At 67.1% G+C, this 20,346-nt stretch carries 20 protein-coding genes and 2 pseudogenes; 9 read left to right on the top strand and 13 right to left on the bottom strand.

The window, feature by feature from the left end; translation table 11 throughout:
- Window positions 1–58: 58 nt before the first annotated feature.
- The 6 genes and pseudogenes from A0O31_RS00280 to paaZ all read left to right on the top strand — a co-directional run bounded on the left by A0O31_RS00280 (window position 59) and on the right by paaZ (window position 5,328).
- Window positions 59–643: a TetR/AcrR family transcriptional regulator gene (locus A0O31_RS00280; protein ID WP_071676188.1), complete on the top strand. Its 585-nt coding sequence runs from the start codon at window positions 59–61 to the stop codon at window positions 641–643.
- On the top strand, window positions 630–1,601 hold the full coding sequence (gene paaA, locus A0O31_RS00275; RefSeq protein WP_071676187.1) for a 1,2-phenylacetyl-CoA epoxidase subunit PaaA: 972 nt from the start codon (window positions 630–632) through the stop codon (window positions 1,599–1,601). The genes A0O31_RS00280 and paaA overlap by 14 nt, the downstream gene beginning before the upstream one ends.
- Before the next feature lie 9 nt (window positions 1,602–1,610).
- Window positions 1,611–2,134 (top strand): annotated as a pseudogene (locus A0O31_RS00270) (phenylacetic acid degradation protein).
- Window positions 2,124–2,885 carry a 1,2-phenylacetyl-CoA epoxidase subunit PaaC gene (paaC, locus tag A0O31_RS00265; protein ID WP_071676186.1) on the top strand — a complete coding sequence of 254 codons (762 nt, stop codon included), beginning with the start codon at window positions 2,124–2,126 and terminating at the stop codon, window positions 2,883–2,885. The pseudogene A0O31_RS00270 and the gene paaC overlap by 11 nt, the downstream one beginning before the upstream one ends.
- Window positions 2,879–3,334 carry a 1,2-phenylacetyl-CoA epoxidase subunit PaaD gene (gene paaD, locus A0O31_RS00260; RefSeq protein WP_071676185.1) on the top strand — a complete coding sequence of 152 codons (456 nt, stop codon included), beginning with the start codon at window positions 2,879–2,881 and terminating at the stop codon, window positions 3,332–3,334. The genes paaC and paaD overlap by 7 nt, the downstream gene beginning before the upstream one ends.
- Window positions 3,335–3,336: 2 nt before the next feature.
- On the top strand, window positions 3,337–5,328 hold the full coding sequence (gene paaZ / locus A0O31_RS00255) for a phenylacetic acid degradation bifunctional protein PaaZ (protein WP_071676184.1): 1,992 nt from the start codon (window positions 3,337–3,339) through the stop codon (window positions 5,326–5,328).
- Here paaZ and A0O31_RS00250 read toward each other — a convergent pair.
- The 7 genes and pseudogenes from A0O31_RS00250 to A0O31_RS00220 form a co-directional block, all read right to left on the bottom strand.
- Window positions 5,322–6,053, bottom strand: coding sequence for an SDR family NAD(P)-dependent oxidoreductase (locus A0O31_RS00250; RefSeq protein ID WP_071676183.1), 732 nt, complete (start codon window positions 6,051–6,053; stop codon window positions 5,322–5,324). The genes paaZ and A0O31_RS00250 overlap by 7 nt on opposite strands.
- Window positions 6,054–6,066: 13 nt before the next feature.
- Window positions 6,067–6,996, bottom strand: coding sequence for a sugar kinase (locus tag A0O31_RS00245; RefSeq protein WP_071676182.1), 930 nt, complete (start codon window positions 6,994–6,996; stop codon window positions 6,067–6,069).
- A complete protein-coding gene (locus tag A0O31_RS00240; protein ID WP_071676181.1) occupies window positions 6,989–8,023 on the bottom strand; it encodes an Ldh family oxidoreductase in 1,035 nt (344 codons plus the stop codon). The genes A0O31_RS00245 and A0O31_RS00240 overlap by 8 nt, the downstream gene beginning before the upstream one ends.
- Window positions 8,020–8,723, bottom strand: a pseudogene (locus A0O31_RS00235) (SDR family oxidoreductase). Before A0O31_RS00235 ends, A0O31_RS00240 begins: the two are co-directional and overlap by 4 nt.
- 9 nt (window positions 8,724–8,732) lie before the next feature.
- Entirely contained in the window at window positions 8,733–10,007 is a 1,275-nt protein-coding gene (locus tag A0O31_RS00230) for a TRAP transporter large permease (protein ID WP_071676180.1), read from the bottom strand.
- A gap of 3 nt (window positions 10,008–10,010) precedes the next feature.
- Entirely contained in the window at window positions 10,011–10,469 is a 459-nt protein-coding gene (locus tag A0O31_RS00225) for a TRAP transporter small permease (RefSeq protein WP_071676179.1), read from the bottom strand.
- A gap of 36 nt (window positions 10,470–10,505) precedes the next feature.
- Entirely contained in the window at window positions 10,506–11,468 is a 963-nt protein-coding gene (locus A0O31_RS00220) for a C4-dicarboxylate TRAP transporter substrate-binding protein (protein WP_071676178.1), read from the bottom strand.
- A gap of 90 nt (window positions 11,469–11,558) precedes the next feature.
- Here A0O31_RS00220 and A0O31_RS00215 point away from each other — a divergent pair, with 90 nt between their 5' ends.
- The gene (locus A0O31_RS00215; protein ID WP_071676177.1) at window positions 11,559–12,320 is read left to right on the top strand and encodes an IclR family transcriptional regulator; all 762 of its coding nucleotides are present in this window, start codon (window positions 11,559–11,561) and stop codon (window positions 12,318–12,320) included.
- Here the strand turns inward: A0O31_RS00215 and A0O31_RS00210 are convergent.
- Both A0O31_RS00210 and fbp read right to left on the bottom strand, forming a co-directional pair.
- On the bottom strand, window positions 12,298–12,912 hold the full coding sequence (locus tag A0O31_RS00210; protein ID WP_071676176.1) for a bifunctional 4-hydroxy-2-oxoglutarate aldolase/2-dehydro-3-deoxy-phosphogluconate aldolase: 615 nt from the start codon (window positions 12,910–12,912) through the stop codon (window positions 12,298–12,300). The genes A0O31_RS00215 and A0O31_RS00210 overlap by 23 nt on opposite strands.
- A gap of 9 nt (window positions 12,913–12,921) precedes the next feature.
- Window positions 12,922–14,013, bottom strand: coding sequence for a fructose-1,6-bisphosphate aldolase/phosphatase (gene fbp / locus A0O31_RS00205; RefSeq protein ID WP_071676175.1), 1,092 nt, complete (start codon window positions 14,011–14,013; stop codon window positions 12,922–12,924).
- A 130-nt stretch (window positions 14,014–14,143) separates the two neighbouring features.
- On the opposite strand from fbp, the gene A0O31_RS00200 reads away from it, so the two are divergent.
- Window positions 14,144–14,470 (top strand): winged helix-turn-helix transcriptional regulator, encoded by a 327-nt coding sequence (locus tag A0O31_RS00200; protein ID WP_071676174.1) that lies wholly within the window; start codon window positions 14,144–14,146, stop codon window positions 14,468–14,470.
- Here the strand turns inward: A0O31_RS00200 and bfr are convergent.
- Genes bfr through nadC form a run of 4 tightly spaced genes read right to left on the bottom strand, consistent with a single transcriptional unit; the run spans window position 14,467 to window position 18,270 of the window.
- Window positions 14,467–14,943 carry a bacterioferritin gene (bfr, locus tag A0O31_RS00195; protein ID WP_071676173.1) on the bottom strand — a complete coding sequence of 159 codons (477 nt, stop codon included), beginning with the start codon at window positions 14,941–14,943 and terminating at the stop codon, window positions 14,467–14,469. The genes A0O31_RS00200 and bfr overlap by 4 nt on opposite strands.
- A 15-nt stretch (window positions 14,944–14,958) precedes the next feature.
- Window positions 14,959–16,452 carry an L-aspartate oxidase gene (gene nadB, locus A0O31_RS00190; protein ID WP_071676172.1) on the bottom strand — a complete coding sequence of 498 codons (1,494 nt, stop codon included), beginning with the start codon at window positions 16,450–16,452 and terminating at the stop codon, window positions 14,959–14,961.
- Window positions 16,452–17,417, bottom strand: a complete 966-nt coding sequence (gene nadA, locus A0O31_RS00185; RefSeq protein ID WP_261340708.1) for a quinolinate synthase NadA — start codon at window positions 17,415–17,417, stop codon at window positions 16,452–16,454. Before nadA ends, nadB begins: the two co-directional genes overlap by 1 nt.
- A gap of 10 nt (window positions 17,418–17,427) precedes the next feature.
- Complete coding sequence (gene nadC / locus A0O31_RS00180; RefSeq protein ID WP_071676170.1) at window positions 17,428–18,270, bottom strand: carboxylating nicotinate-nucleotide diphosphorylase; 843 nt, start codon at window positions 18,268–18,270, stop codon at window positions 17,428–17,430.
- 57 nt (window positions 18,271–18,327) lie between these two features.
- Here nadC and A0O31_RS00175 point away from each other — a divergent pair, with 57 nt between their 5' ends.
- The gene (locus A0O31_RS00175) at window positions 18,328–20,268 is read left to right on the top strand and encodes a thioredoxin domain-containing protein (RefSeq protein WP_071676169.1); all 1,941 of its coding nucleotides are present in this window, start codon (window positions 18,328–18,330) and stop codon (window positions 20,266–20,268) included.
- Window positions 20,269–20,346: the final 78 nt, after the last annotated feature.

Here is a 20,346-nt window from a genome sequence, read left to right as displayed (position 1 = left end):
AGCCAGGACACTTGTCCCTTCCGCCGGGGTGTGCGAAACTAACAAACGACCGTTAGCCATGGAGCGCCGGGACGAGATCCTCCACGTGGCAGGCACCCTCTTCAGCCAGCGGGGCTACCACGCCACCAGCATGCGGGAACTGGCCCGCCACCTGAACCTGCAAGGGGGTAGCCTTTACGCCCACATCCAGTCCAAGGAGGAAATCCTCCTGGAGGTGGTGCGGCAGGCGGCGGAGCGCTTCCTTGCCGTTCTGCAAGGCCTCCCGGAGGGTAGCCCCGTGGAGCGCATGCGGGCTTTGGTCAGGGGCCACCTTCGGGTGATCGCCGAGGAGCTTCCCCGGGCCACGGTCTTCTTCCACGAGTGGAAGCACCTCTCCCCACCCCTCCTCCAGGAGGCCAAGGCCTTAAGGCGCCGCTACGAGGAGGGGGTGCAAGGGGTGGTCCAGGAAGGGGTGGAGAAGGGGGTCTTCCGGGTGGAAAACGTCCGCCTCGCCACCCTCTTCGTCCTCTCCGCCCTCAACTGGACCTACCAGTGGTACCGGCCCGATGGCCCCCTTTCCCTGGAGGAGCTTTCGGAAGCCTACGCCAGGCTCGTGCTCCGGGCCCTCGGCGTGGAGGAAGGAGGCGAGGATGGTGAAGCTTAGGATCGGTTACCCGGAAGACCCGGACTACCCGGAGAGGCTTGCGGAGTTTGAGGCCAGGATCGCCCGGGGGGAGAAGATTGAACCCGGGGACTGGATGCCGGCGGAGTACCGCCGCCAACTCATACGCATGATCTCCCAGCACGCCCATAGCGAATGGGTGGGCATGCTCCCAGAAGGGGCCTGGATTACCCGGGCCCCCTCCCTAAGGCGCAAGCTTATCCTCCTGGCCAAGGTGCAGGACGAGGCCGGGCACGGCCAGTACCTCTACCACGCCGCCGAAACCCTGGGGGTGACGCGGGAGGAGATGGTGGAGGCCCTGCTTTCGGGCCGGGCCAAGTACTCCAACATCTTCAACTACCCCACCCTTACCTGGGCGGACGTGGGCATCATCGGCTGGCTGGTGGACGGCATGGCCATCAAGAACCAGACCATGCTGGCCCAGTGCTCCTATGGGCCCTACTCCCGGGCCATGGTGCGCATCTGCGCCGAGGAAACCTTCCACCACAAGCAGGGGAAGGAGGCGGTCCTCCTCTACGCCAAGGGGTCTAGGAAGCAACGGCAGATGGTCCAAGACGCCCTGAACCGCTGGTGGTGGCCCACCCTCATGATGGCCGGCCCCCACGACACCGACTCCCCCCACACCCCCCTCCTCCTCCGCTGGGGCATCAAGACCAAGACCAACGACCAGATCCGTCAGGAGTTCCTGAACGAGCACGTGCCCGAGCTCCTGGAGGCGGGGCTTGTGCCCCCAGACCCCCACCTCCGCTACGACGAGAAGACGGGGAACTGGGTCCACGGGCCCATCCCCTGGGACGAGTTCTGGAAGGTCATCCAGGGGGAAGGCCCCATGAACCGGCACCGCCTCCTGGCAAGGCGAAGGGCCCACGAGGAGGGGCGCTGGGTGCGGGAGGCCATGGAGGCCCACGCCAGGAGGCGCCTGGCCCAGGCGGCGGACTAGGAGGGCGCCATGTGGGGAACGGAGTGGCCCCGGTACGAGGTCATCAAGCAGGACACGCCCAAAAGCCCCCCCAGATGGTGGGCTCGGTGCACGCCACGGACCCCGAGCACGCCCTGCTCCTCGCCCGGCACGTCTTCGTGCGCCGCCCCTCCGCCTACGCCCTCTTCGTGGCCCCTGCGGAAGCCTTCTTCCACGTGACCCAGGAGGGGCTTAAGGGGCCTTGGGCGGAAGAGGCGGAGGAGGGTAGAGAGGAGGCTTACTGGGTCTTCGCCAAGCGGAGCCACCGCCGGAGCATGGTCTACGGGGACCTGGTGGGCCGTTTTCTCGCCAAGGGACCTGCTTCCGCCATAAAGGAGGCCCTCCTCCACACCCAGGGGGTGGCCTTTTGGGCGGTGCCGGAGGGGCTGGTGGTGGGCACGGAGCCCAAGGAGGAGGTCATAGAGAGCTGGTTCGCCCCTGCCAAGGAGAAGACCTACCGCCTGCAGAGCTATTACGGCCTCATCACCGCCAAGGAGGTGGAGGATGCCCCTTGACCCTTACCTCAAAGAGGCCCTGGTGGCCAAGCTCACCGCCTTGGCCGACGACGAGGTGGTCCTGGCCCAGCGCCTTTCCGAGTGGGTGGCCCATGCGCCCATCCTCGAGGAGGACATCGCCATCGCCAACCTGGCCCAGGACGAGCTGGGCCACGCCAAGCTGTACCTAGAGCTCCGCCAGGAGCTGGATGGCTCCGACCCCGACCGCCTGGTCTTCTTCCGCGACCCCCTGGAGTACCAGAACGCCATCCTAGTGGAGCTCCCCAAGGGGGACTGGGCCTTCACCATGGTGCGGCAGTACCTCTTTGACGCCTACGAGAACCTGTGGCTCAAGGAGGCGGAGAAGAGCGCCTATGAGCCCCTTAGGGAGGTGGCAAGCCGCATCCTCAAGGAGGAGCGCTTCCACCTAAAGCACAGCGTCCTCTGGGTGGAACGCCTGGGCCAGGGCACCGAGGAAAGCCACCGCCGCGCCCAGGAGGCCCTGGAGCTCCTCTTCCCCTACGCCAAACAGCTCTTCATCCCCCTCCCCGAGGAGGAGGCCCTGGTGGAGGCGGGGGTGGTGCCGGACCTGAAGGCCCTGGAAGGGGCCTACCTGGAGGAGGTGACCCGGCACCTGGAGCGCTCGGGGCTCAAGCCCCCCCAGGGGGGCTACGTCCCCAAAGACCGCAAGGAGCACACGGAGTACCTATGGTCCCTGCTCGCCGAGATGCAGTCCGTGGCCCGCTGGGATCCGGAGGCCAAGGCGTGGTAGACCGCTACTGGGAGGCCCTAAAAGGGGTCAAAGACCCGGAGATCCCCGTCCTGAACATCGTGGAGATGGGGATGGTCCTGGGGGTGGAGGCGGAGGGGAGCCGGGTCAAGGTGCGCTTCCGCCCCACCTTCTCGGGCTGCCCGGCCCTAAAGCAGATCCGCGAGGAGATCGTGAGGGCCCTGAAGGCGGCGGGGGCGGAGGAGGTGGAGGTGGAGGAGGCCCGCACCCCCTGGTCCACGGAGGCCATGACCGAGGAGGCCAAGGCGAGGCTCGCCGCCTACGGCATCGCCCCGCCCCTGCCCCTCCCCCTGGCCCACCAGGACCCTCCCTGCCCCCGGTGCGGCGGCCGGGAGGTGGTCCTCAGGAACGCCTTCGGGGCCACCCTCTGCAAGATGCTCTACCAGTGCGCCTCCTGCGGCGAGGTCTTTGAGGCCTTTAAGGCGGTGTAAGCATGAAGCTAAAGAGCTACCTTCTAGGCCAATGGCGGGAAGGCGAGGGGGAAGGCATCCCCATCCGGGACGCCGCCACCCACGCGGAGCTCGCCCGGGTCACGGCGGAAGGCCTACCCCTTAAGGAGGCCATCCTTTACGGGCGGGAGGTGGGGGGGAAGGCCCTTTTGGCCTTGGGCTTCCAGGAGCGGGGAAGGCGGCTAAGGGCCCTCGCCCAGTACCTCTCGGAGAGGAAGGAGGTGCTCTACCGCCTCTACGCCACCACGGGGGGTACGAGGCGGGACGCCTGGTACGACGTGGACGGGGGGATTGGGGTTCTCTACACCTACGCCAGCCTGGCCCGCACCCTCCCCGAGGGGAACCTGCTTCCCGAGGACGAATACCTTCCCCTTGCCAAGGACCCCGCCTTCCAGGGGCGGCACGTCCTTGGGCCCAAGGGAGGGATTACCCTCCAGGTGAACGCCTTCAACTTCCCCGTCTGGGGGCTCCTGGAGAAGTTCGCCCCCGCCTTCCTCGCCGGGGTGCCCACCCTGGCCAAGCCCGCCACCCCCACGGCCCACGTGGCCGAGGCCCTGGCCCGGATGATGCTGGAATCGGGCCTCCTCCCCGAGGGGAGCTTCCAGTTCGTGGCGGGGGGCCTGGGGGACGCCCTGGACGCCTTGGACCACCGGGATAGCCTCTACTTCACAGGCTCCAAGGCCACGGCGGACCGCTTGCGGCGCCACCCCGCCTTCCTGGAGCGAGGGACCCCCTTCAACGCCGAGACGGACTCCTTAAACGCCGCCATCCTGGGGGAGGAGGCGGGGGAAGAGGAACTCGTCCGCCTCGCCGAGGAGATCGCCCAAGAGCTCGCCATCAAAAGCGGGCAGCGGTGCACCGCCATCCGCCGGGTCCTGGTGCCGGAGGGGCGGCTGGAGGCCCTCCTCGAGGCCACCCGGGCCCGCCTGGCCCCCTTGCGCCTGGGCGACCCCCGGGAGGAAGGGGTGGACCTGGGCCCCCTGGCCTCCCTGGCCCAGAAGGCGGAGGTGGAGGGGGCGGTGGCGGCCCTCCTTGAGGCGGGCGCCCAGGTCTACTGGCAGCACGAGGGCCGCAAGGACGGGGCCTTCTTCCCCCCTACCCTCCTCCTGGCCAAGGACCCTTGGCAGGAGGCCCTCCACCGGGTGGAGCCCTTCGGCCCCGTGGCCACCTTCTTCCCCTACCGCACGAAGGAGGAAGCCCTGCGCCTCGCCCGCATGGGCGGGGGGATGCTGGTGGCCACCCTGGCCACCCCCGACCCCGAGGAGGCCCGCTTCTACCTCCTGGGGCTTTCGGGAGAGGTGGGGAGGCTCCACCTCCTCAACCGCCGGGATGCCAAGGCCTCCACCGGCCACGGCTCCCCCCTCCCCCGCCTCCTCCACGGGGGGCCGGGCCGGGCGGGGGGCGGGGAGGAGCTTGGGGGGCTTCTCTCCGTGAAGCGGCACCTGGCCCGCCTCGCCCTCCAGGGGGACCCCATTAGCCTCCAGGCCCTCCTCTCGGAATACGCCAAGGGAGCGGAAATCCCCGCCCAGGTCCACCCCTTCCGCAAGGCCTACGAGGAGCTCGCCGTGGGCGAGACCCTCGTCACCCACCGCCGCACGGTGACCGAGGCGGACATCGCCCTCTTCGCCCACCTCTCCTGGGACCACTTCTACGCCCACACGGACGAGCTTGCGGCCCAGAAGAGCCTCTTCGGCAAGCGGGTGGCCCACGGGTACTTCGTCCTCGCCGCCGCCGCCGGGCTCTTCGTGGACCCGGCTCCGGGGCCGGTCCTCGCCAACTACGGCCTCGAGGGCCTCCGCTTCACCGAGCCCGTGGGGATTGGGGACACCCTCCAGGCCCGCCTCACGGTGAAGGCCAAGCGCCCCCGGGACGAGAAGACCGGGGTGGTGGAGTGGGCGGTGGAGGTGGTGAACCAGGAGGGCAAAACGGTGGCGAGCTACACCCTCCTCACCCTGGTGGCGCGGAAGCCTCAGTAGGCGAGAAAGCCTCCGTCCACCACCACCGCCTGGCCCGTGAGGTACTCCGCCTCTTCCCCACAGAGGGCCACGGCTACCCGGGCGATCTCCTCGGGCTTGGCCCAGCGGCCCAAGGGGATGCGGGCGGTGATGGGGCCGTAGAGCTCGGGGTTCTGCCGCACGGGGAGGGTGAACTCCGTCTCCACATACCCCGGGCAGAGGAGGTTGACCCTAATCCCCAGGGGAGCCCACTCCTTGGCCAGGGCACGGGTGAGGCCCAAAAGGGCGGTCTTGGCCGTGGTGTAGGCAGGTATGGGCACCGGACCACCTCCGGTAAAGGTGGTCACGGAGCCGAGAAAGAGGATCCGGCCCCAACCAGCCTCCGCCATGCGGGGTGCCGCCGCCTGGGCAAGGAGAAAGGCCACGTCTAGGTGGAGGTAAAGGACGCGCCGCCACTCCTCGTAGGAGAGTTCCAAGGCAGGCTTGCGCACGTTGACCGCCGCGGCGTGCACCAGCGCATGGAGCCCCCCCAGGGCCCGGTGGGCCTCCTCCACCAGCCCCGCTGGATCGTCCGCTTCCAAATCGCTTTTCAGGGCCAGGACGGGTAAACCTTCCCTCTTGAGGGCCTCCGCCGCCTCCTCCGGATTTCGGCTGGCGATGGCCACGCGAAACCCCTTACGCAAAAGGGCCTCGGCAATGGCCCGACCTATGCCGCGGCTTCCTCCGGTCACCAACGCCGTCCTCATGGCTGGTCTCCTCCTAGCGCACCATGCCCGTTCCCTGCTGCCAAAGGACTTCCAGGTCCTCACGGTAGGGGGCACCCTCGTGGTCGCCCCGGTTGGCCGCCACGCAGGCCCCGAGGAGGTTCCCCAGCCTCAACCGCTCCCGTACCGGCAAACCCCAAAGGTGCCCCGCCAGGTACCCGGCGGCAAAAGCATCCCCTGCTCCCACGGGGTCCACCGCCGCTACCGGGAAGGCCTCCTCCTCTGCCCTACCGCCCTCCCCCAAGGCCACCGCCCCCCTGGGCCCCCGCTTGAGGACCACCTCCGGGGCTCTTAGGCGTTGCAGGGCCCTTTCCTCGTCCCCAAAGAGCAGGCGGGCCTCCTCCTCGCTCAAAAAGACCAGGTCCGTCAAAGGGAGGGCCTCATCCAGGAAGGCCAGGGCCTCCTGGGGAGACCAAAGGGCCTGACGGTAGTTGACGTCCAGGCTTACCCGCACGCCCCTCTTCTTGGCCTCCTCCATGGCCCACAGGCTAAAGGCCCGGCAGGAAGGGGACAGGGCGGGCGTGATGCCGCTTAGGTGGAGGAAGGCGGCCCCCTGGAGGTAGCTTGGATCAAAGGCACCCGGGGCTAGGTTGCTTGCCGCCGAGCCCTTCCGGTAGTAAAAGGCCCGGCCCTTCCCCAAGGGCAGGTATTCCCGCAGGTATAGCCCCGTGAAGCCGGCCACCCGTTGGAAGTGGGTGAGGTCCACCCCTTCTGCCCTGAGCTTTTCCATCACCATGGCGCCCAGCTCGTCCTCACCCACTTGCCCCACAAAACCCACCCTCACCCCAAGGCGGGCCAGGGCTACCGCCACATTCACCTCGGCACCGCCCACGTAGGCCTCCAGGAGGCGCTGGCTCCGAAGGCGCCCCAGGTCCTGGGGCACCAGGGCCACCAGGGGCTCCCCCGCAGTCACCACCTCAGGCATCCTCCCTCCAGGGAACGCCGTAGCGGTCGCCCAGGGCCCTCAGCTCGGCTACGAGCCTTTCCGGAAGCTCCACCCCCTCCTTCCAGGCCTCTGCCCGCCCCCTTGCCTCTAGCTCTCCAGGCAGCCAAACCTCCCCGTGGCCTGGAGCAGGGGGTGTGGCCTTCACGCCCTGCCAAAGTGCCCCCATCCGTTCCCAAAAAGCCTCCTTGCCCACGAAGGCCCCGGGATCTAGGGCCAAAACGAAGTGGCCCACGTCCTGGGGGCGGTCCCACTCCTCGTACATGCGGCCGATGCCATGGGTTACACCCGCCCCCGTGAGCACCCCGGAGAGCACCTCCACCAAAAGGGCCAAGGCGTACCCCTTGGGGCCGCCCAGGGGCCTCAGGGCATACACCTTCCCCGGATCCTCCGTGGGCCGGCCCTCCCGGTCCACCCCCCAGCTCGGGGGGATCCTCTCCCCCTTCTCCCGGGCCAGAAAGACCTTCCCCATGGCGCTTTCCGAGGTGGCGAGGTCCACCACCAGGATCCCTTGCGGGGCAGGCGCGGCGAAAGCCAAGGGATTAGTGCCCAAGGCCTTCTCCTTGCCCCCAAAGGGCACCACGTCGGGCTCGGCGTTGGTGGTGACCAGGGCCAAAAAGCCCCGCTGGGCCAGCTTTTCCGCATAAAGCCCCGCCATGCCGAAGTGGGTGCTCCGCCGCACCCCCACCGCTCCAAGGCCGTGGGCCTGGGCGAGCTCGCCGGCAAGCTCCACCGCCCTCAAGGCCACCCGGGGGCCAAAGCCGTATTCCCCGTCCAGGAGGGCCACGGCGCCTTTGAGCTCCGCGGGAAGACGGGGGCTCGGGTTCACCAGGCCCGCCTCGAGGCGGCGCAGGTAAATGGGCAGGCGCAAGAGGCCGTGGCTGGACACGCCCCTCAAGTCCGCTTCCACCAAGGCCCAGGCCACCGCCTGGGCGGAGGGCGGATCCGCCCCTGCATGGCGGAGGAGGGCCTCCGCCCAAGCCATAAGGAAATCCGCCCGCCACCTCATAGGCTCATTCCCCCATCCACCACGAAGGCGCTCCCTGTGGCGAAGGCCCCCTCGTCCGAGGCCAGGTAAACGGCCAGGGCAGCAATCTCTTCGGGCCGGCCCAGGCGCTTCAGCAGCTGCCGCTCAGCAAAAGCCCGGAGGCCCTCCTCTCCCCCAGCCCGTTCCCGGAGGGAGGGCGTATCCACCGTGCCCGGGCAAATGGCGTTCACGCGCACCCCATAAGGGGCAAACTCCAAGGCGGCCGCCTTGGTCATGGCCACCACCGCCGCCTTGGTGGCCGCATACACGAAGCGCTTGGGCACCATCTTGAAAGCGGCCACGGAGGCGATGTTGATCACGCTCCCTCCCCCTGGGCGGCCATCTTGGGGAGTGCAGCCTGCATGGACCAGAACATGCTCTTGGCGTTGAGGAGGAAGGCGCTATCCCAGTCTTCATCCGTGGCCTCCATAATCCCCCCCACAGGCACGATGCCCTGAGCGTTCACGAGGACGTCCAACCGGCCTAGCCCCTGAACAAGGGAGAAGATGGCCTGTTTGTCCCGCGCATCCAACCTCACAGCGGGGACCACCCCGGCCAGCTTCTCGGGGTGAAGAGTGGCTGCCAGAACCTCGGCCCCTTCCCTCTGGAAGGCCTCGGCGATGGCCCGCCCGATGCCCTGTCCCGCCGCAATGACCAACGCTTTCTTGCCCTTAAGCCGCATGCTTCACCCCTAGAAGAGGAGGCGGGGTAGGAAGAGGACCACCCCGGGGAAGAGATAAGCCAAAAGGAGCACCAAGAGGGTGGCCAGCAGGAAAGGCCACCCTTCCCGCACGTACTCCCCGAGACCGCAACCCATGACCGAGCAGACGGAGTACATGGAAAGCCCCACCGGGGGAGTCAAAAGCCCCACGGCGCAGGTGAGGACCATGAGGACCCCGAAGTAGACCAAATCTATTCCCAAAGCCTTGGCTGCGGGTACCAGGATAGGGGTAAGGAGGATGATCATGACCGTGGAGTCCAAAATAGTACCAAGGAGAAGGAGGCTCACCAGGATCAGGAGAAGGGCTATCTGCGGATTGTGAATAGCTTCAAGAAGAAAGGTGGAAACCTTTTGGGGAAACATCTCCCACTTCATCCCATACCCCAGCACCGCGGCCATGCTGATGAGAAGCGCCACCATGCCCACGTCCCTCACGGAATGCTCCAAGGCCCGCCTTATGCGCTCCCAGGAAAGCTCTCGGTAAACGAAGCCCACGAAAAGGGCATAGACCACCGCAGCCGCTCCCACCTCGGAGGGGACGAAAACGCCGAAGCGCAGCGTTGCTAGAAGCAAGAAGGGGAAGAGTACGGCGAGGAAGCTCTCCCTCAGCGCTTTACGGAGTGCGGAACCGCTGGGTGGGATGGGGCTTTCCGGAAGGTAACCCCTCTTTTGGGCGAGCACGGCCACGGTGAGCATGTACGCCAGGGCCATCAGCACCCCCACCCCAATCCCCCCCGCAAAGAGCTGGCCGATGGACACCTGCCCAATGCTTCCGTAAAGGATGAGGCCGATGCTCGGCGGGATGGCCACAGCCAGGAGGCCAGAAAAGCCCTGCAGTGCGGCGATGAAACCCCTGGAATACCCCCGGCGCACCATCTCGGGCCCCAGGAGCCTGGCCTGCATGGTGGCGTCCGCAATGGCCGACCCGGAAACCCCACCCATGAGAAACCCCATGAGCACGCTCACCTGGGCCAGGCCACCCCGCAAAAAGCCCGTGAGGGTATGGGCAAACAGGAGAAGCCTCCGGGTTACGCCGAGCTCGTTCATGAGGTTGCTCGCCAGGATGAAGGTGGGGATGGCCAAGAGGGAAAAGTTTTGGGTCTCCGCTAGGGCTAGCTGGACGGGCATAATGAGTTGCAGCTCGGGTTGGGTGAGGAAAAAAACCAGCCCTCCAATCCCGATGGCGAAGACCACGGGCATTCCCAAGAGGATTAGGCTCAGGAAGACGAGAAAGCTCAGGAGCATGCGCTATCCTTTAAGGGCCCGCCGAAGCCGCTCTAAGGCGGAGGTGAACATGAGCAGGCTTCCCAAGCCCACGCTCAGCGTGACCCAGGCATAGCTGAAACCCGGTATCCCTTGAAAGCTGCGGAAGCGGGCCTGGTAAGCGGCCACGAGGCTATACGCAAAGAGCGTTAGCAGGAATAAGGCCACAAGGGCCCAAGTGCCTGCTTGCACCCAACGGCGTACCCTTGGGGGCAAGAGGCGCACCAGGTTGTCCACGGCCACGTGCCGATTCTCCCTTAAGGCCAAATCCGCCCCTAGGAATACCGCCCAAGCGAAACAGAAGGAGGCGAGGTCCATGGACCAGTCCAAGGGATGTCCCAGGAAGCGCCCCACACCCCCTGCAAAGACGATAAGGGCGCAGGCGGCGAGGAAAGCTTGGGCTAGGGCTTGCTCTAGACGCAAGATCCGGTGCCGCAACCTTATCCCCCTTTCTCCTGCCGCCTTGGCGCTACTGGCCTCCTACCGCCTTAGGGTCTGGTACAAGGCATCCCGGATGCTCTTAAGCCCTAGGCGCTCGTAGGCTGCCTCCGCCGCCCGCCGGAAAGCAGCAAGGTCCACGTCGCTTACGATGGTCATACCCCGTTGCTGAATAAGGGCCTTGATGCGCTCCTCTTCCGCAGCAATGCGCTGGGAGGTTTCCCGGCCAGCCCGTACGCACTCTTCCCGGAGGATCTGCCGGTAGTTGGCGGGTAAGCGGCGGTACCAAGCCTCCCCCACCACTTCAAAGTTGATGAGGAGGAAATGCTTGGTCTCGTTCACGTAACGGAGCACTTCCCATAGGCTCATGTCGGGGATGTTGGCGTACACGAGCTCGGCCCCGTCTATGGCCCGCTGCTGCAAGGCGGAGTAAATCTCCCCGAAGGGTAGCGCTACGGGCGTGGCTCCCAGGGCCCGCACGGATTCTTGCCAAACGGGCGCTGGCGGCGTGCGGATGCGCAGACCACGCAGGTCTTCGGGACGGCGCACGGGGCGGTTGGTCATGAAGTGCCGGTAACCCTGCACCCAGTTAAAGCAGAGGACGCGGATTCCGTACTGTTGGGCTAAACGCTCAATCCAGCCCTGCACCACGGGTAGGGTGGTTAGGCGCTCTACCGTGGCGTAATCGTCCACAAAGTAAGGGCCGTTGAAAACGCCGAGTTCCCTGACGTAATTGCCCAAGCGTGCCCCGTCGGTGTTCTGGCCCACGGGCACCCCTTGGCGCAGCTGCTCAATGATGTCCTCTTCCACCCCAAGCTGGGCGCTATGGAAGACGAAGATGCGCAGATCCCCATTGGTCCGTTGTGCCACCCGTTCCGCCCAGGCCTGCAAGCCCGCGTGGTAGGGGTGGTTGGGCCCCAGCACGTGGTTAAAACGGAGGGTGTACGTCTGGGCCCAGGCTAGCCCTAGGGCCAAACCGACAACCAAAACCGCAATACGCCGCATTGCTCCTCACCGCCTTTCTCTTTCGTCCCACTATATACCACCTAATCCCATATATTGTCAACAGGTCATCTGCTCCCATATAATGGAAACATGCGCCGGGAGACGCCGGTGGACACGGAAGGCGCACAGACCCTTCTTCGTGGCTTGTGGCTCTTGGAGCGGGTAGCCGAGGGGGTGCACGAGCTCAAGGCCCTTGCCGATTCCTTAGGGCTCAGCCGGAGCACCGCCCACCGCATCCTTAGCGCGCTGACCCGGGCAGGCTACCTACGCCACGAAGCGCGGAAGGGGTACTTCCTGGGACCTAAGCTCATCCGTCTGGGCTTTAAGGCCTACGGCCAGCTCCACCTTCCCGCCCTTGCCCGTCCCCACCTCGAGGCCCTCCGGGACGCCACGAGGGAAACCGTTCATCTAGCTGTTTTGGAGGGGAAAGAGGTGGTCTATATTGACAAAATTCCCGGAAAGCGGGAACTCGTGTTGGCCAGCCAGATCGGAAGCCGTTTCCCCGCCCAGTCCACGGCCTTGGGAAAGGCCATCCTGGCCTACCTCCCTGAGGAGCGGTGGCGGGAGGCCTTCAGCCCGGGGCTGAAGCGCACCCCCAGGACGCTTGCCGACTACCAGAGCTTCCGGGAAGAGCTTCGTGCCACCCGGGCCCGGGGGTACGCCCTGGACCTGGAGGAGAACGAACCTGGGGTGCGGTGCGTGGCCGCCCCCATCCTAAACGGGCAAGGGGAACCCGTGGCGGCGGTGAGCGTTTCCACCGCGTCCATCTACCTGGACGAGGGCCGCATCCCTGAGGTGGCCGAAGCGGTGCGGGAGGCCGCCCGGCGGATCAGCCTTGAGCTGGGAGCCTAAGGAGTGCCTTGGCCCTGCGGATACGCCCACGGATGCTTGCGGCGTCCCCTGCCAGAAGCCAGCTTCCTCCCACGGCCAACAGGTTGGGCAAAGGGGCGTAAAGGGGAAGCTGCTCCTCCTTGATGCCGCCCGTGGGGAGGAAGCGTACTTCGGGAAAAACCTCGGCGTAGGCCCTAAGCACCTGGGCTCCCTGAAAGGGTTCTGCGGGGAAGAACTTGAGGACGGAAAGGCCGAGCTCCAAAGCCCTTTCCACCTCCGTGGGGGTAAGGACGCCGGGGAAGTAGGGCACACCTTCCTCCTGCGCCAGGCAGGCCACCGCTTCCTTTAGGCCTGGCGAGACCAGAAACCGGGCACCCGCGGCCATAGCGGCCTTTGCTTCCTCGAGGCTCCGCACCGTGCCCGCCCCCAGGAGGAGGCCGCTATCCCCAAGCACCCTTAAGGCTTCCAGTCCTTGGGGGGTCCGGAGGGTAATTTCCAAAAGCCCAACCCCCTCTTCCCGCAGCACCTGGGCCAAGGCCCGAAGGTCCTCCCCGCCCCGCACGGTGAGCAGGGGCAGAAGGCGGGCTTTGGCCAAAGCGTCTAGGACCTCCACGGCTTTATGCTACGTGAACTCCCGGGCGAGCTCCTTGAGCCGCTCGGCAATCCCCGTGTACTCCAGCTCCTCCATGGGGAGCATGGCGGGGCCGTAGAAACCCTGGCGGCGCATCTCCTGGGCCTTTTCCACCACCTTGGCCCGCACCGCATCCCACACGGGGTCGGCGAAAAGGTCCACGGGCTCGGAAAACCGCCCTTCCTTTAGGGAGAAGGCGAGGCCAGAAACCATGGGCACGCAGAAGAAGGTGGAGGCCGGGGTGTTGGCCTTCACGGGCATGAGGGGCAGGTGGTGGCTTCCCCGGGTGTCCCCGGCCACAAAGGGGGCCAGGGCGAAGGGGGGGCCAAGCTCCTCGGTGGCGGGGAAGATCTTCTGGGTGCGGATGAGGGCCACGGGGTCGTCCTTGCCCACGTAGCGGCCGGCGATGTTCCTTAGCCTCGTGGTGCTCACCACGGCGGCGATCTCCCCGTACCTGCGGGACCAGATGGACTCTACGGCGAAGCGGTGGGGGTCGCGAAGGAGGGTGGCGATATCGTAAAGGCGCTCGGGGGCGTCCAGGGTGATGTAGCTGTCCCGTTCCGTCTGGGCCAGGTCCATGATGCGGAAGCGGAAGCCTGGCCGCAGGTCTGGGGACAGGAGGAGGCCCGAGGAGTACATGGGGTCGGCGAAGGCCAGGTAGAGGGGCAGGTTGAAGGCCCCCGGCTCGGTCTTGTCCGCCGCCAGCACCACGAAGGGCTCGGAGGGGCGCTCTGTAAACCGCATCTCCGCCACCTGGGGGCCCAGGCCGTGGAGGTTACCGGTGAAGGCGTCTTTCAGGAGGTCCTGCCCCGCCCCATAAAGCCCCTCCTCCTTGGCCACCCGCGTCCCTTCTTGGAAGGCTTTCCAAGCGAGGCCGTGGACCTCGGGGTGGCGGGGGCCATGGGTGTGGCTTAGGAGGAGGACGATGTCGTCCCCGATGTGAAAGACGTAGGCGTCCAGAAGAAGCTTGCCCACCGCCTCCCGCACCACTTCCTGTACCCGGGAGAGAACCCGCTGGCTCGGTAAGGTGTGCCCCCCCACGGAGCCGATATCCGCTTTCAGCACGGAAAGCGTGATCTCCATACCTGCCTCCTTCGCTTTCCATGTTTCCACACGGGGAGCGGGAACGGCAAGGGGGCTACCCCCGGCTCCCGCTTTTACGCTTGGAAACAGGGGAAAACGCCGCCCAAAGCCCCCGTGGTACAATGGTCCCATGGCCGAGCACGAGGCGGCCTACTGCCCGGTTTACGCGGCCCTCAACCTCCTCCAGGAGAAGTGGACCCTGCACATCATCCGGGCCCTCCTGGAAGGCCCCAAGGGCTTCAACGAGCTTTCCCGGGCCATCGGCGGCGTGAACCCCGCCACCCTTTCCCAGCGCCTAGAACACCTGGTGTCCCTAGGGCTTGTGGAAAAGCGGGTGGAGTCCCACATGCCCCCTAGGACCCGCTACAGCCTCACAGAGGCGGGGCGGGAGCTGGAGGCGGTCATCGCCGCCATTGACCGCTGGGCCCGCAAAAACCTGAAGGCCCCGGTGGCCTAGTCCGCTTCCCCCGCTAGGTACTGCAGGTAGTTGGCGAGGCCCATCTGCTCCTTTAGTTCCCGCTGGGTTTCCAACCAGTCCACGTGGGCCTCCTCGTCCTTGAGGATCTCCGCCACCATGTCCCGGGTGCCGTTGTCCCCCAAGGACTGGGCCAGGTTCATGGTTTCGTTGTAGCCCTTGACCGCCATCACTTCCCCTTCGTAGTCCCGGAAGAGGATTTCCTCCACGTTCTTGCCGATGCGGATCTCCCCGATGCGGCTTACCTCGGGGAAGCCTTCCAGGAAGAGGATGCGCTCAATGTGCTTCTCGGCGTGGCGCATCTCCGTGATGGCGTGGGCCTTGAGGTGGCGGGCAAGGGCCTTGAAGCCCCAATTTTCCGCCATTTCCGCATGGACCATGTATTGCAGGATGGCGGCGAGCTCCTCGGAAAGCCTTTCCTGCAGGCTTTGAATCACTTCGGGGTGGCCTTTCATAAGGGACCTCCACCTTCATTCTATCCCAAGGGGTACCCGCCGGATACCTTCTCCCCGGGCTTCCAGGTGGTAGGCTTCCTCCGCTTCCTGAGGGAAATCCTCGCGGAAGTGGGCGCCCCGGCTTTCCTCCCGCAGGAGGGCCATGCGCAGGAGGAGGCGGGCGAGGAGGACTTGGTGGGCAGCCTCGAGGGAGGGCCGAATGGCCCTCTCCGGCGCCACCTCCCTTAGGGGAAGCCCCTCGGCGAACCGCAGGGCTTCCTCCAGGCGCTTCCCCGAGCGAAGCACCCCAGCGGCCCTTTCCATCCAAGCCTTGAGGGCCAGCAGGGCTTCGGGATCCGCCGCTAGGGAGGGCAAGGGCTCGGCTCCTTGGGGGAAGGCCAGGTCCTCCAGGGCCGCCAGAGCCGCCCGTTCCCCCATGACGAGGCCCTCCAAGAGGCTGTTGGAGGCCAGGCGGTTCGCCCCGTGGAACCCCGTGGAGGCCACCTCCCCGGCGGCGTAGAGCCCGGGGATGCCGGTGTAGCCAAAAAGGTCCGTCTTCACCCCGCCCATGGCGTAGTGGGCCGCTGGGGCAACGGGGATGGGCTCCTTCAGGGGGTCAAACCCCAGGGCCCGGGCCTGGGCCACCACCGTGGGGAAGCGGGTTTCCAGGTTCGGGACGGGCCGTAGGTCCAGGAAAACCCCTCCCGTGGCCTCCCGCTCCCGGTGGACCGCCCGGGCCACCACGTCCCGGGGGGCGAGCTCCAAGAGGGGATCGTACCGCTCCATGAAACGCTCCCCGCGGGCGTTGAGGAGGATGGCCCCTTCCCCTCGGCAAGCCTCGGAGACGAGGGCCCCGTTGGGGAGGGCGGTGGGGTGGAACTGGACGAACTCCAGGTCCCTCAGGGCTGCCCCCGCCCGCAGGGCCAGGGCCATCCCGTCCCCCGTGGCCCCTTCTGGGTTGGTGGTCAGGGGGAAAAGCCGCCCAAGCCCCCCGGTGGCGAGGAGCACCGCCCCGGCCCGCACCTCCAGGGGGCCTTCCGGGGAAAGGGCCAAGACCCCTGCCACCCGTCCTTGGGCGAGGAGGAGGCTTGCCGCCATGGTGCCCTGGAGGATGGGGCTTTGGAGCCGGGCGAGGAGCCCCCGGAGGAGGAGGAGGCCGCTTTGGTCCCCTCCCAGGTGGCGCACCCGGGGCCGGGAGTGCCCCCCTTCCCGGGTGGGCTCGGGGTGAAAGGGAAGCCCAAAGGCCCTAAGCCGCGCCAGGTGGCGGGGGGCCTCCGCCAGGATGGCGCGGGCTACCCTTTCCTCCACCAGGCCCCGCCCGGCGCGCAGGGTGTCCTGCAGGTGGGCTTCCAGGTCGGCCTCGTCCAGGGGGAAGGCGATCCCCCCTTGGGCCCAAGGGGTGGAGCCCGAGGGCAAGGGGTCCTTGCTCAGGAGGAGGACCTTGGCGCCCCGGGCCTCGGCGGCCAGGGCGGCGTATACCCCCGCCACCCCGGCCCCGAGGACGAGGAGGTCCACCGAAAGGCGCCCCATCACCCCACGGCCACCATGGCCTCGAGGGCCCGCCGGGCCTTCCTGGCCACCTCCTCGGGTACCCGCACCACGTGGCGCATCTCCTTGAGGGAAAGGTATACCTTTTCCAGGGTAATCCGCTTCATGTACTCGCAGACGGCGTCCGGCTTCACGGGAAAGAAGGCCTTGCCCGGGGCCTCCTTCTCCAGGCGGTGGAGGATGCCCACCTCCGTGGCCACCACGAAGGTTCGGCGCTCGGCGGCCTTGGCGTAGCGCACCATGCCCTCCGTGGAGAGCATCTTGGCATCGGGCTTGAGGTAGAGGCAGCCCGTGCCGCATCCGCACTCGGGATGGATCAGGAACTCCGCATCGGGATGGGTTTCCAAAAGCGCCTTCAGATGCTCCTCCCGGATGCCGGCGTGCACGTGGCACTCCCCGGGGAAGAGGTCCAGCTTCCGCCCGGTCATGCGGGCCACGTGGGCCCCCAGGAACATGTCCGGGACGAAGTAGATGGGCCGGTCCTGGGGAAGGCGGGAGACCACCTCCACCGCATTGGCGCTGGTGACGCACACGTCGGCCAGGGCCTTCACCTCGGCCTTGGTGTTCACGTAGGCCACCACCAGGCCATCGGGGTGCTTCGCCTTCCAGGCGAGGACGTCCTCGGGGCGGATGCTGTCCGCCAGGGAGCAGCCGGCCTCGAGGTCCGGCAGGAGCACGGTCTTTTCCGGGTTCAGGATGGCGGCGGTCTCCGCCATGAAGTGGACCCCGCAGAAGACGATGACCTTGGCCCGGGTGCGCTGGGCCTCCCGGGCTAGGCCCAAGGAGTCCCCCACGAAGTCTGCCACCTCCTGTACCTCGGGAAGCTGGTAGGAGTGGGCGAGGATGACCGCCTGCCGCTCGGCTTTGAGCCTCCTGACCTCTTGGATGAACGCTTCCTTTTCCATCGTCCTTGGGTTGGGGTCTCTAGCCCCTGGCCTCGGCCCCATGCTAGCGCATTCAGGGCCGCACCACCAGGAGGGAAAGGTCCAGCGCCCTGGCCGAATGGGTAAGGGCCCCCACGCTCACGTAGTCCACCCCGGCTTCCGCCGCCATACGGGCCCTTTCCAGGGTCATGTTGCCGCTCGCCTCCAGGGGCACCCGCCCCCCCACCCGGCGCACCGCCTCGCGGATGGCCTCGGGGGGAAAGTTGTCCAGGAGGATGAGGTCGGCCCCCGCGGCCAGAGCCTCCTCCAGCTCTTCCAGGTTCGTCACCTCCACCTCCACCTTGAGGTAATGGGGGCCGCCCTCCTTGGCCCGGCGCACCGCCTCCCCCACCCCGCCCGCGGCCCGGATGTGGTTCTCCTTGAGGAGGATGCCGTCAAAGAGGCCAAACCGGTGGTTCCGCCCCCCGCCCACCCGCACGGCGTACTTTTCCAGGTCCCGCAGGCCCGGGGTGGTCTTGCGCGTGTCCAGGACCTGGGCCCGGGTCCCCCTTAGGGCCTCCACGTAGGCCCGGGTGAGGGTGGCGATGCCGGAAAGCCTCTGGAGGAGGTTAAGGGCCAGGCGCTCCCCCGCCAGGATCCCCCGCAAGGGGCCCTCGAGGCGGGCCACCTCGTCCCCCGGGGCCACGGGGCTTCCCTCCGCCACCTTGGCCACGAAGCGCACCTCGGGGTTCGCCAGGTGAAAGACCCGCTCCGCCACGGGCAGGCCAGCGAGGATGCCCTCCGCCTTGGCCACGATCACCGCTTCCCCCAAGAGGCCCTCCTCCACCGCCAGGGCGCTCGTCAGGTCCCCATGCCCTAGGTCCTCGGCGAGCCAAGCTAAAAGGCGCGCGTCCAGGTCCCGGCCTAAGAGCAACACGCCCCTATTGTAAGGACGGCCGGGGAAGCTTTCCCCTAGGAGGCTAGGCTTAGGGGGATGGCGAACCGGCTTAAGGATGCCCGAAGCCCCTACCTCCTCGCCCACGCCCAGGACCCCGTGGACTGGTACCCTTTTGGCGAGGAAGCCTTCCAGAAGGCGCAGGCCGAGGACAAGCCCATCTTCCTCTCTGTGGGCTACGCTGCCTGCCACTGGTGCCATGTGATGCACCGGGAGTCTTTCCAGGATGAGGAGGTGGCAGCCCTCCTCAACGCCCACTTCGTACCCGTCAAGGTGGACCGGGAGGAGCGTCCCGACGTGGACGCCGCCTACATGCGGGCCCTGGTGAGCCTCACGGGGCAAGGAGGGTGGCCCATGAGCCTCTTCCTCACCCCCGAGGGGAAACCCTTCTTCGGGGGCACCTATTTCCCCAAGGAGGACCGGATGGGGCTGCCCGGCTTCCAGCGGGTGCTTTTGGGCGTGGCCAGGGCTTGGCGGGAGAAGCGGGAAGCCCTCCTAGTGGAGGCGGAGGGCCTGGCCCAGGCCCTTTGGCGAAGCCTCACCCCGCCCCCAGGCCCCGTGCCGGAGGGGGCGGAGCGGGAGGCCCTCGAGGCCCTTTCCCAAGCCTTTGACCCGGCGTGGGGCGGCTTCCTCCCTGCCCCCAAGTTCCCCCAGGGCACCCTCCTCCTCTACCTCTTGGCCCGGGCCTGGGAGGGGGAGGAGAAGGCCAAGGCCTTCCTCCCTCGCACCCTGCGGGCCATGGCCCTCGGGGGCCTGTACGATCAGGTGGGCGGGGGGTTCCACCGCTACAGCGTGGACCGCTTCTGGCGGGTGCCTCATTTTGAAAAGATGCTCTACGATAACGCCCTCCTAGCCCGCGTTTACCTGGGAGCCTACAAGGTCTTCGGCGACCCCCTCTTCCTGCGGGTGGCCCGGGAAACCTTGGACTGGCTCCTCTCCATGCAGGATAAGGAGGGAGGGTTTTACACCGCTTTGGATGCGGAGAGCGAGGGAGAAGAAGGGCGGTACTACACCTGGACCGAGGCCGAGCTGGCCGAGGCCCTGGGGGAGGACTTTCCCTTGGCCCGGCGGTACTTCACCTTGGGGGAGGACCTTGGAGGGCGCTCTGTCCTCACCGCCTGGGGGGAGGAAACGGTGGCGGAGGAGCTGGGGGAAGCCTTTACCTCCTGGCGGGAGCGGGTACGCCGAAAGCTCCTCGCCGCCCGCAGGAAGCGCAGGCCCCCCGCCCTGGACGACAAGGTCCTGGCCGACTGGTCAGCCCTGGCGGTGCGGGCCTTGGCAGAGGGGGGTAGGCTCCTGGGGGAAAGCCGCTACCTGGAAGCGGCCCGCAAGGGGGCCCATTTTCTCCTCGGCAGCATGCGCCGAGGCCCGCTTCTCCGCCACGTCTGGCGGGCTGGGGCGCTGGGCGGGGAGGCCTTTTTGACCGATCAGAGCTTTGCTGCCTTGGCCCTTCTGGAGTTATACGCCGCCACGGGGGAGTGGCCCTACCTGGCCCACGCCCGAGAGGTAGCCGAATCCGCCTGGGAGGCTTTCATCCAGGGCGGGGTCTCCCCCAAGCTTCCCCTTCCGGCGGCGGAGGTGGAAGAAGCCACGCTTCCTTCGGGGGAAAGCGCGCTGGCAGAAGCCTTCTTCCGGCTTGGGGCCATCTTCTATGGCGACTATTGGGAGCGGGCGGAAAGCCTCTTGGCCGCGAAGGCCCACTGGCTCCGCCGGTACCCCCAGGCGCTGCCTGGGATGCTCCTGGCGAAAGCCCTCTTGGAGCGGGGTTCTGAGCTGGCCCTACCCCTACCCTCCCCCATGGCCGAGCGGGCCAAGGGGGCGTTTCTGCCCCTGACCCAGATCGTTTTGGGGCCCACCGGGGCCTTGCCGGCTTTGGAAGGGCGGGAACCAGGGAAGGCTTACCTTTGCCGGCGGGGTGTGTGTGCGCGGCCTGTGGAGGCGTGGGAGGCGGTGGAGGGGCTCCTCCTTGGTTTGCGATAAGTTTCACGATTACACCTGCTCGTGCTTTTCTTCTCCTCATCGCTTGACCCCAAGGCCCAGATCCGCTAAGCTACTACC

The sequence above is a fragment of the Thermus brockianus genome, assembly GCF_001880325.1.
GTDB lineage: Bacteria > Deinococcota > Deinococci > Deinococcales > Thermaceae > Thermus > Thermus brockianus.
This window is presented reverse-complemented; position numbering and strand designations above follow the sequence as displayed.

Excerpts from the sequence above, each read along its gene's own strand:
- A0O31_RS00200 (WP_071676174.1), top strand. The coding sequence starts at position 14,144 with ATGGCCGAGCACGAGGCGGCCTACTGCCCGGTTTACGCGGCCCTCAAC.
- A0O31_RS00245 (WP_071676182.1), bottom strand. The coding sequence starts at position 6,996 with ATGCCTGAGGTGGTGACTGCGGGGGAGCCCCTGGTGGCCCTGGTGCCC.
- fbp (WP_071676175.1), bottom strand. The coding sequence starts at position 14,013 with ATGGAGATCACGCTTTCCGTGCTGAAAGCGGATATCGGCTCCGTGGGG.
- paaC (WP_071676186.1), top strand. The coding sequence starts at position 2,124 with ATGCCCCTTGACCCTTACCTCAAAGAGGCCCTGGTGGCCAAGCTCACC.
- A0O31_RS00230 (WP_071676180.1), bottom strand. The coding sequence starts at position 10,007 with ATGCTCCTGAGCTTTCTCGTCTTCCTGAGCCTAATCCTCTTGGGAATG.
- A0O31_RS00175 (WP_071676169.1), top strand. The coding sequence starts at position 18,328 with ATGGCGAACCGGCTTAAGGATGCCCGAAGCCCCTACCTCCTCGCCCAC.
- paaA (WP_071676187.1), top strand. The coding sequence starts at position 630 with ATGGTGAAGCTTAGGATCGGTTACCCGGAAGACCCGGACTACCCGGAG.
- paaZ (WP_071676184.1), top strand. The coding sequence starts at position 3,337 with ATGAAGCTAAAGAGCTACCTTCTAGGCCAATGGCGGGAAGGCGAGGGG.
- A0O31_RS00220 (WP_071676178.1), bottom strand. The coding sequence starts at position 11,468 with ATGCGGCGTATTGCGGTTTTGGTTGTCGGTTTGGCCCTAGGGCTAGCC.
- A0O31_RS00215 (WP_071676177.1), top strand. The coding sequence starts at position 11,559 with ATGCGCCGGGAGACGCCGGTGGACACGGAAGGCGCACAGACCCTTCTT.
- A0O31_RS00240 (WP_071676181.1), bottom strand. The coding sequence starts at position 8,023 with ATGAGGTGGCGGGCGGATTTCCTTATGGCTTGGGCGGAGGCCCTCCTC.
- A0O31_RS00250 (WP_071676183.1), bottom strand. The coding sequence starts at position 6,053 with ATGAGGACGGCGTTGGTGACCGGAGGAAGCCGCGGCATAGGTCGGGCC.
- bfr (WP_071676173.1), bottom strand. The coding sequence starts at position 14,943 with ATGAAAGGCCACCCCGAAGTGATTCAAAGCCTGCAGGAAAGGCTTTCC.
- A0O31_RS00280 (WP_071676188.1), top strand. The coding sequence starts at position 59 with ATGGAGCGCCGGGACGAGATCCTCCACGTGGCAGGCACCCTCTTCAGC.
- nadB (WP_071676172.1), bottom strand. The coding sequence starts at position 16,452 with ATGGGGCGCCTTTCGGTGGACCTCCTCGTCCTCGGGGCCGGGGTGGCG.
- nadA (WP_261340708.1), bottom strand. The coding sequence starts at position 17,417 with ATGGGGCCGAGGCCAGGGGCTAGAGACCCCAACCCAAGGACGATGGAA.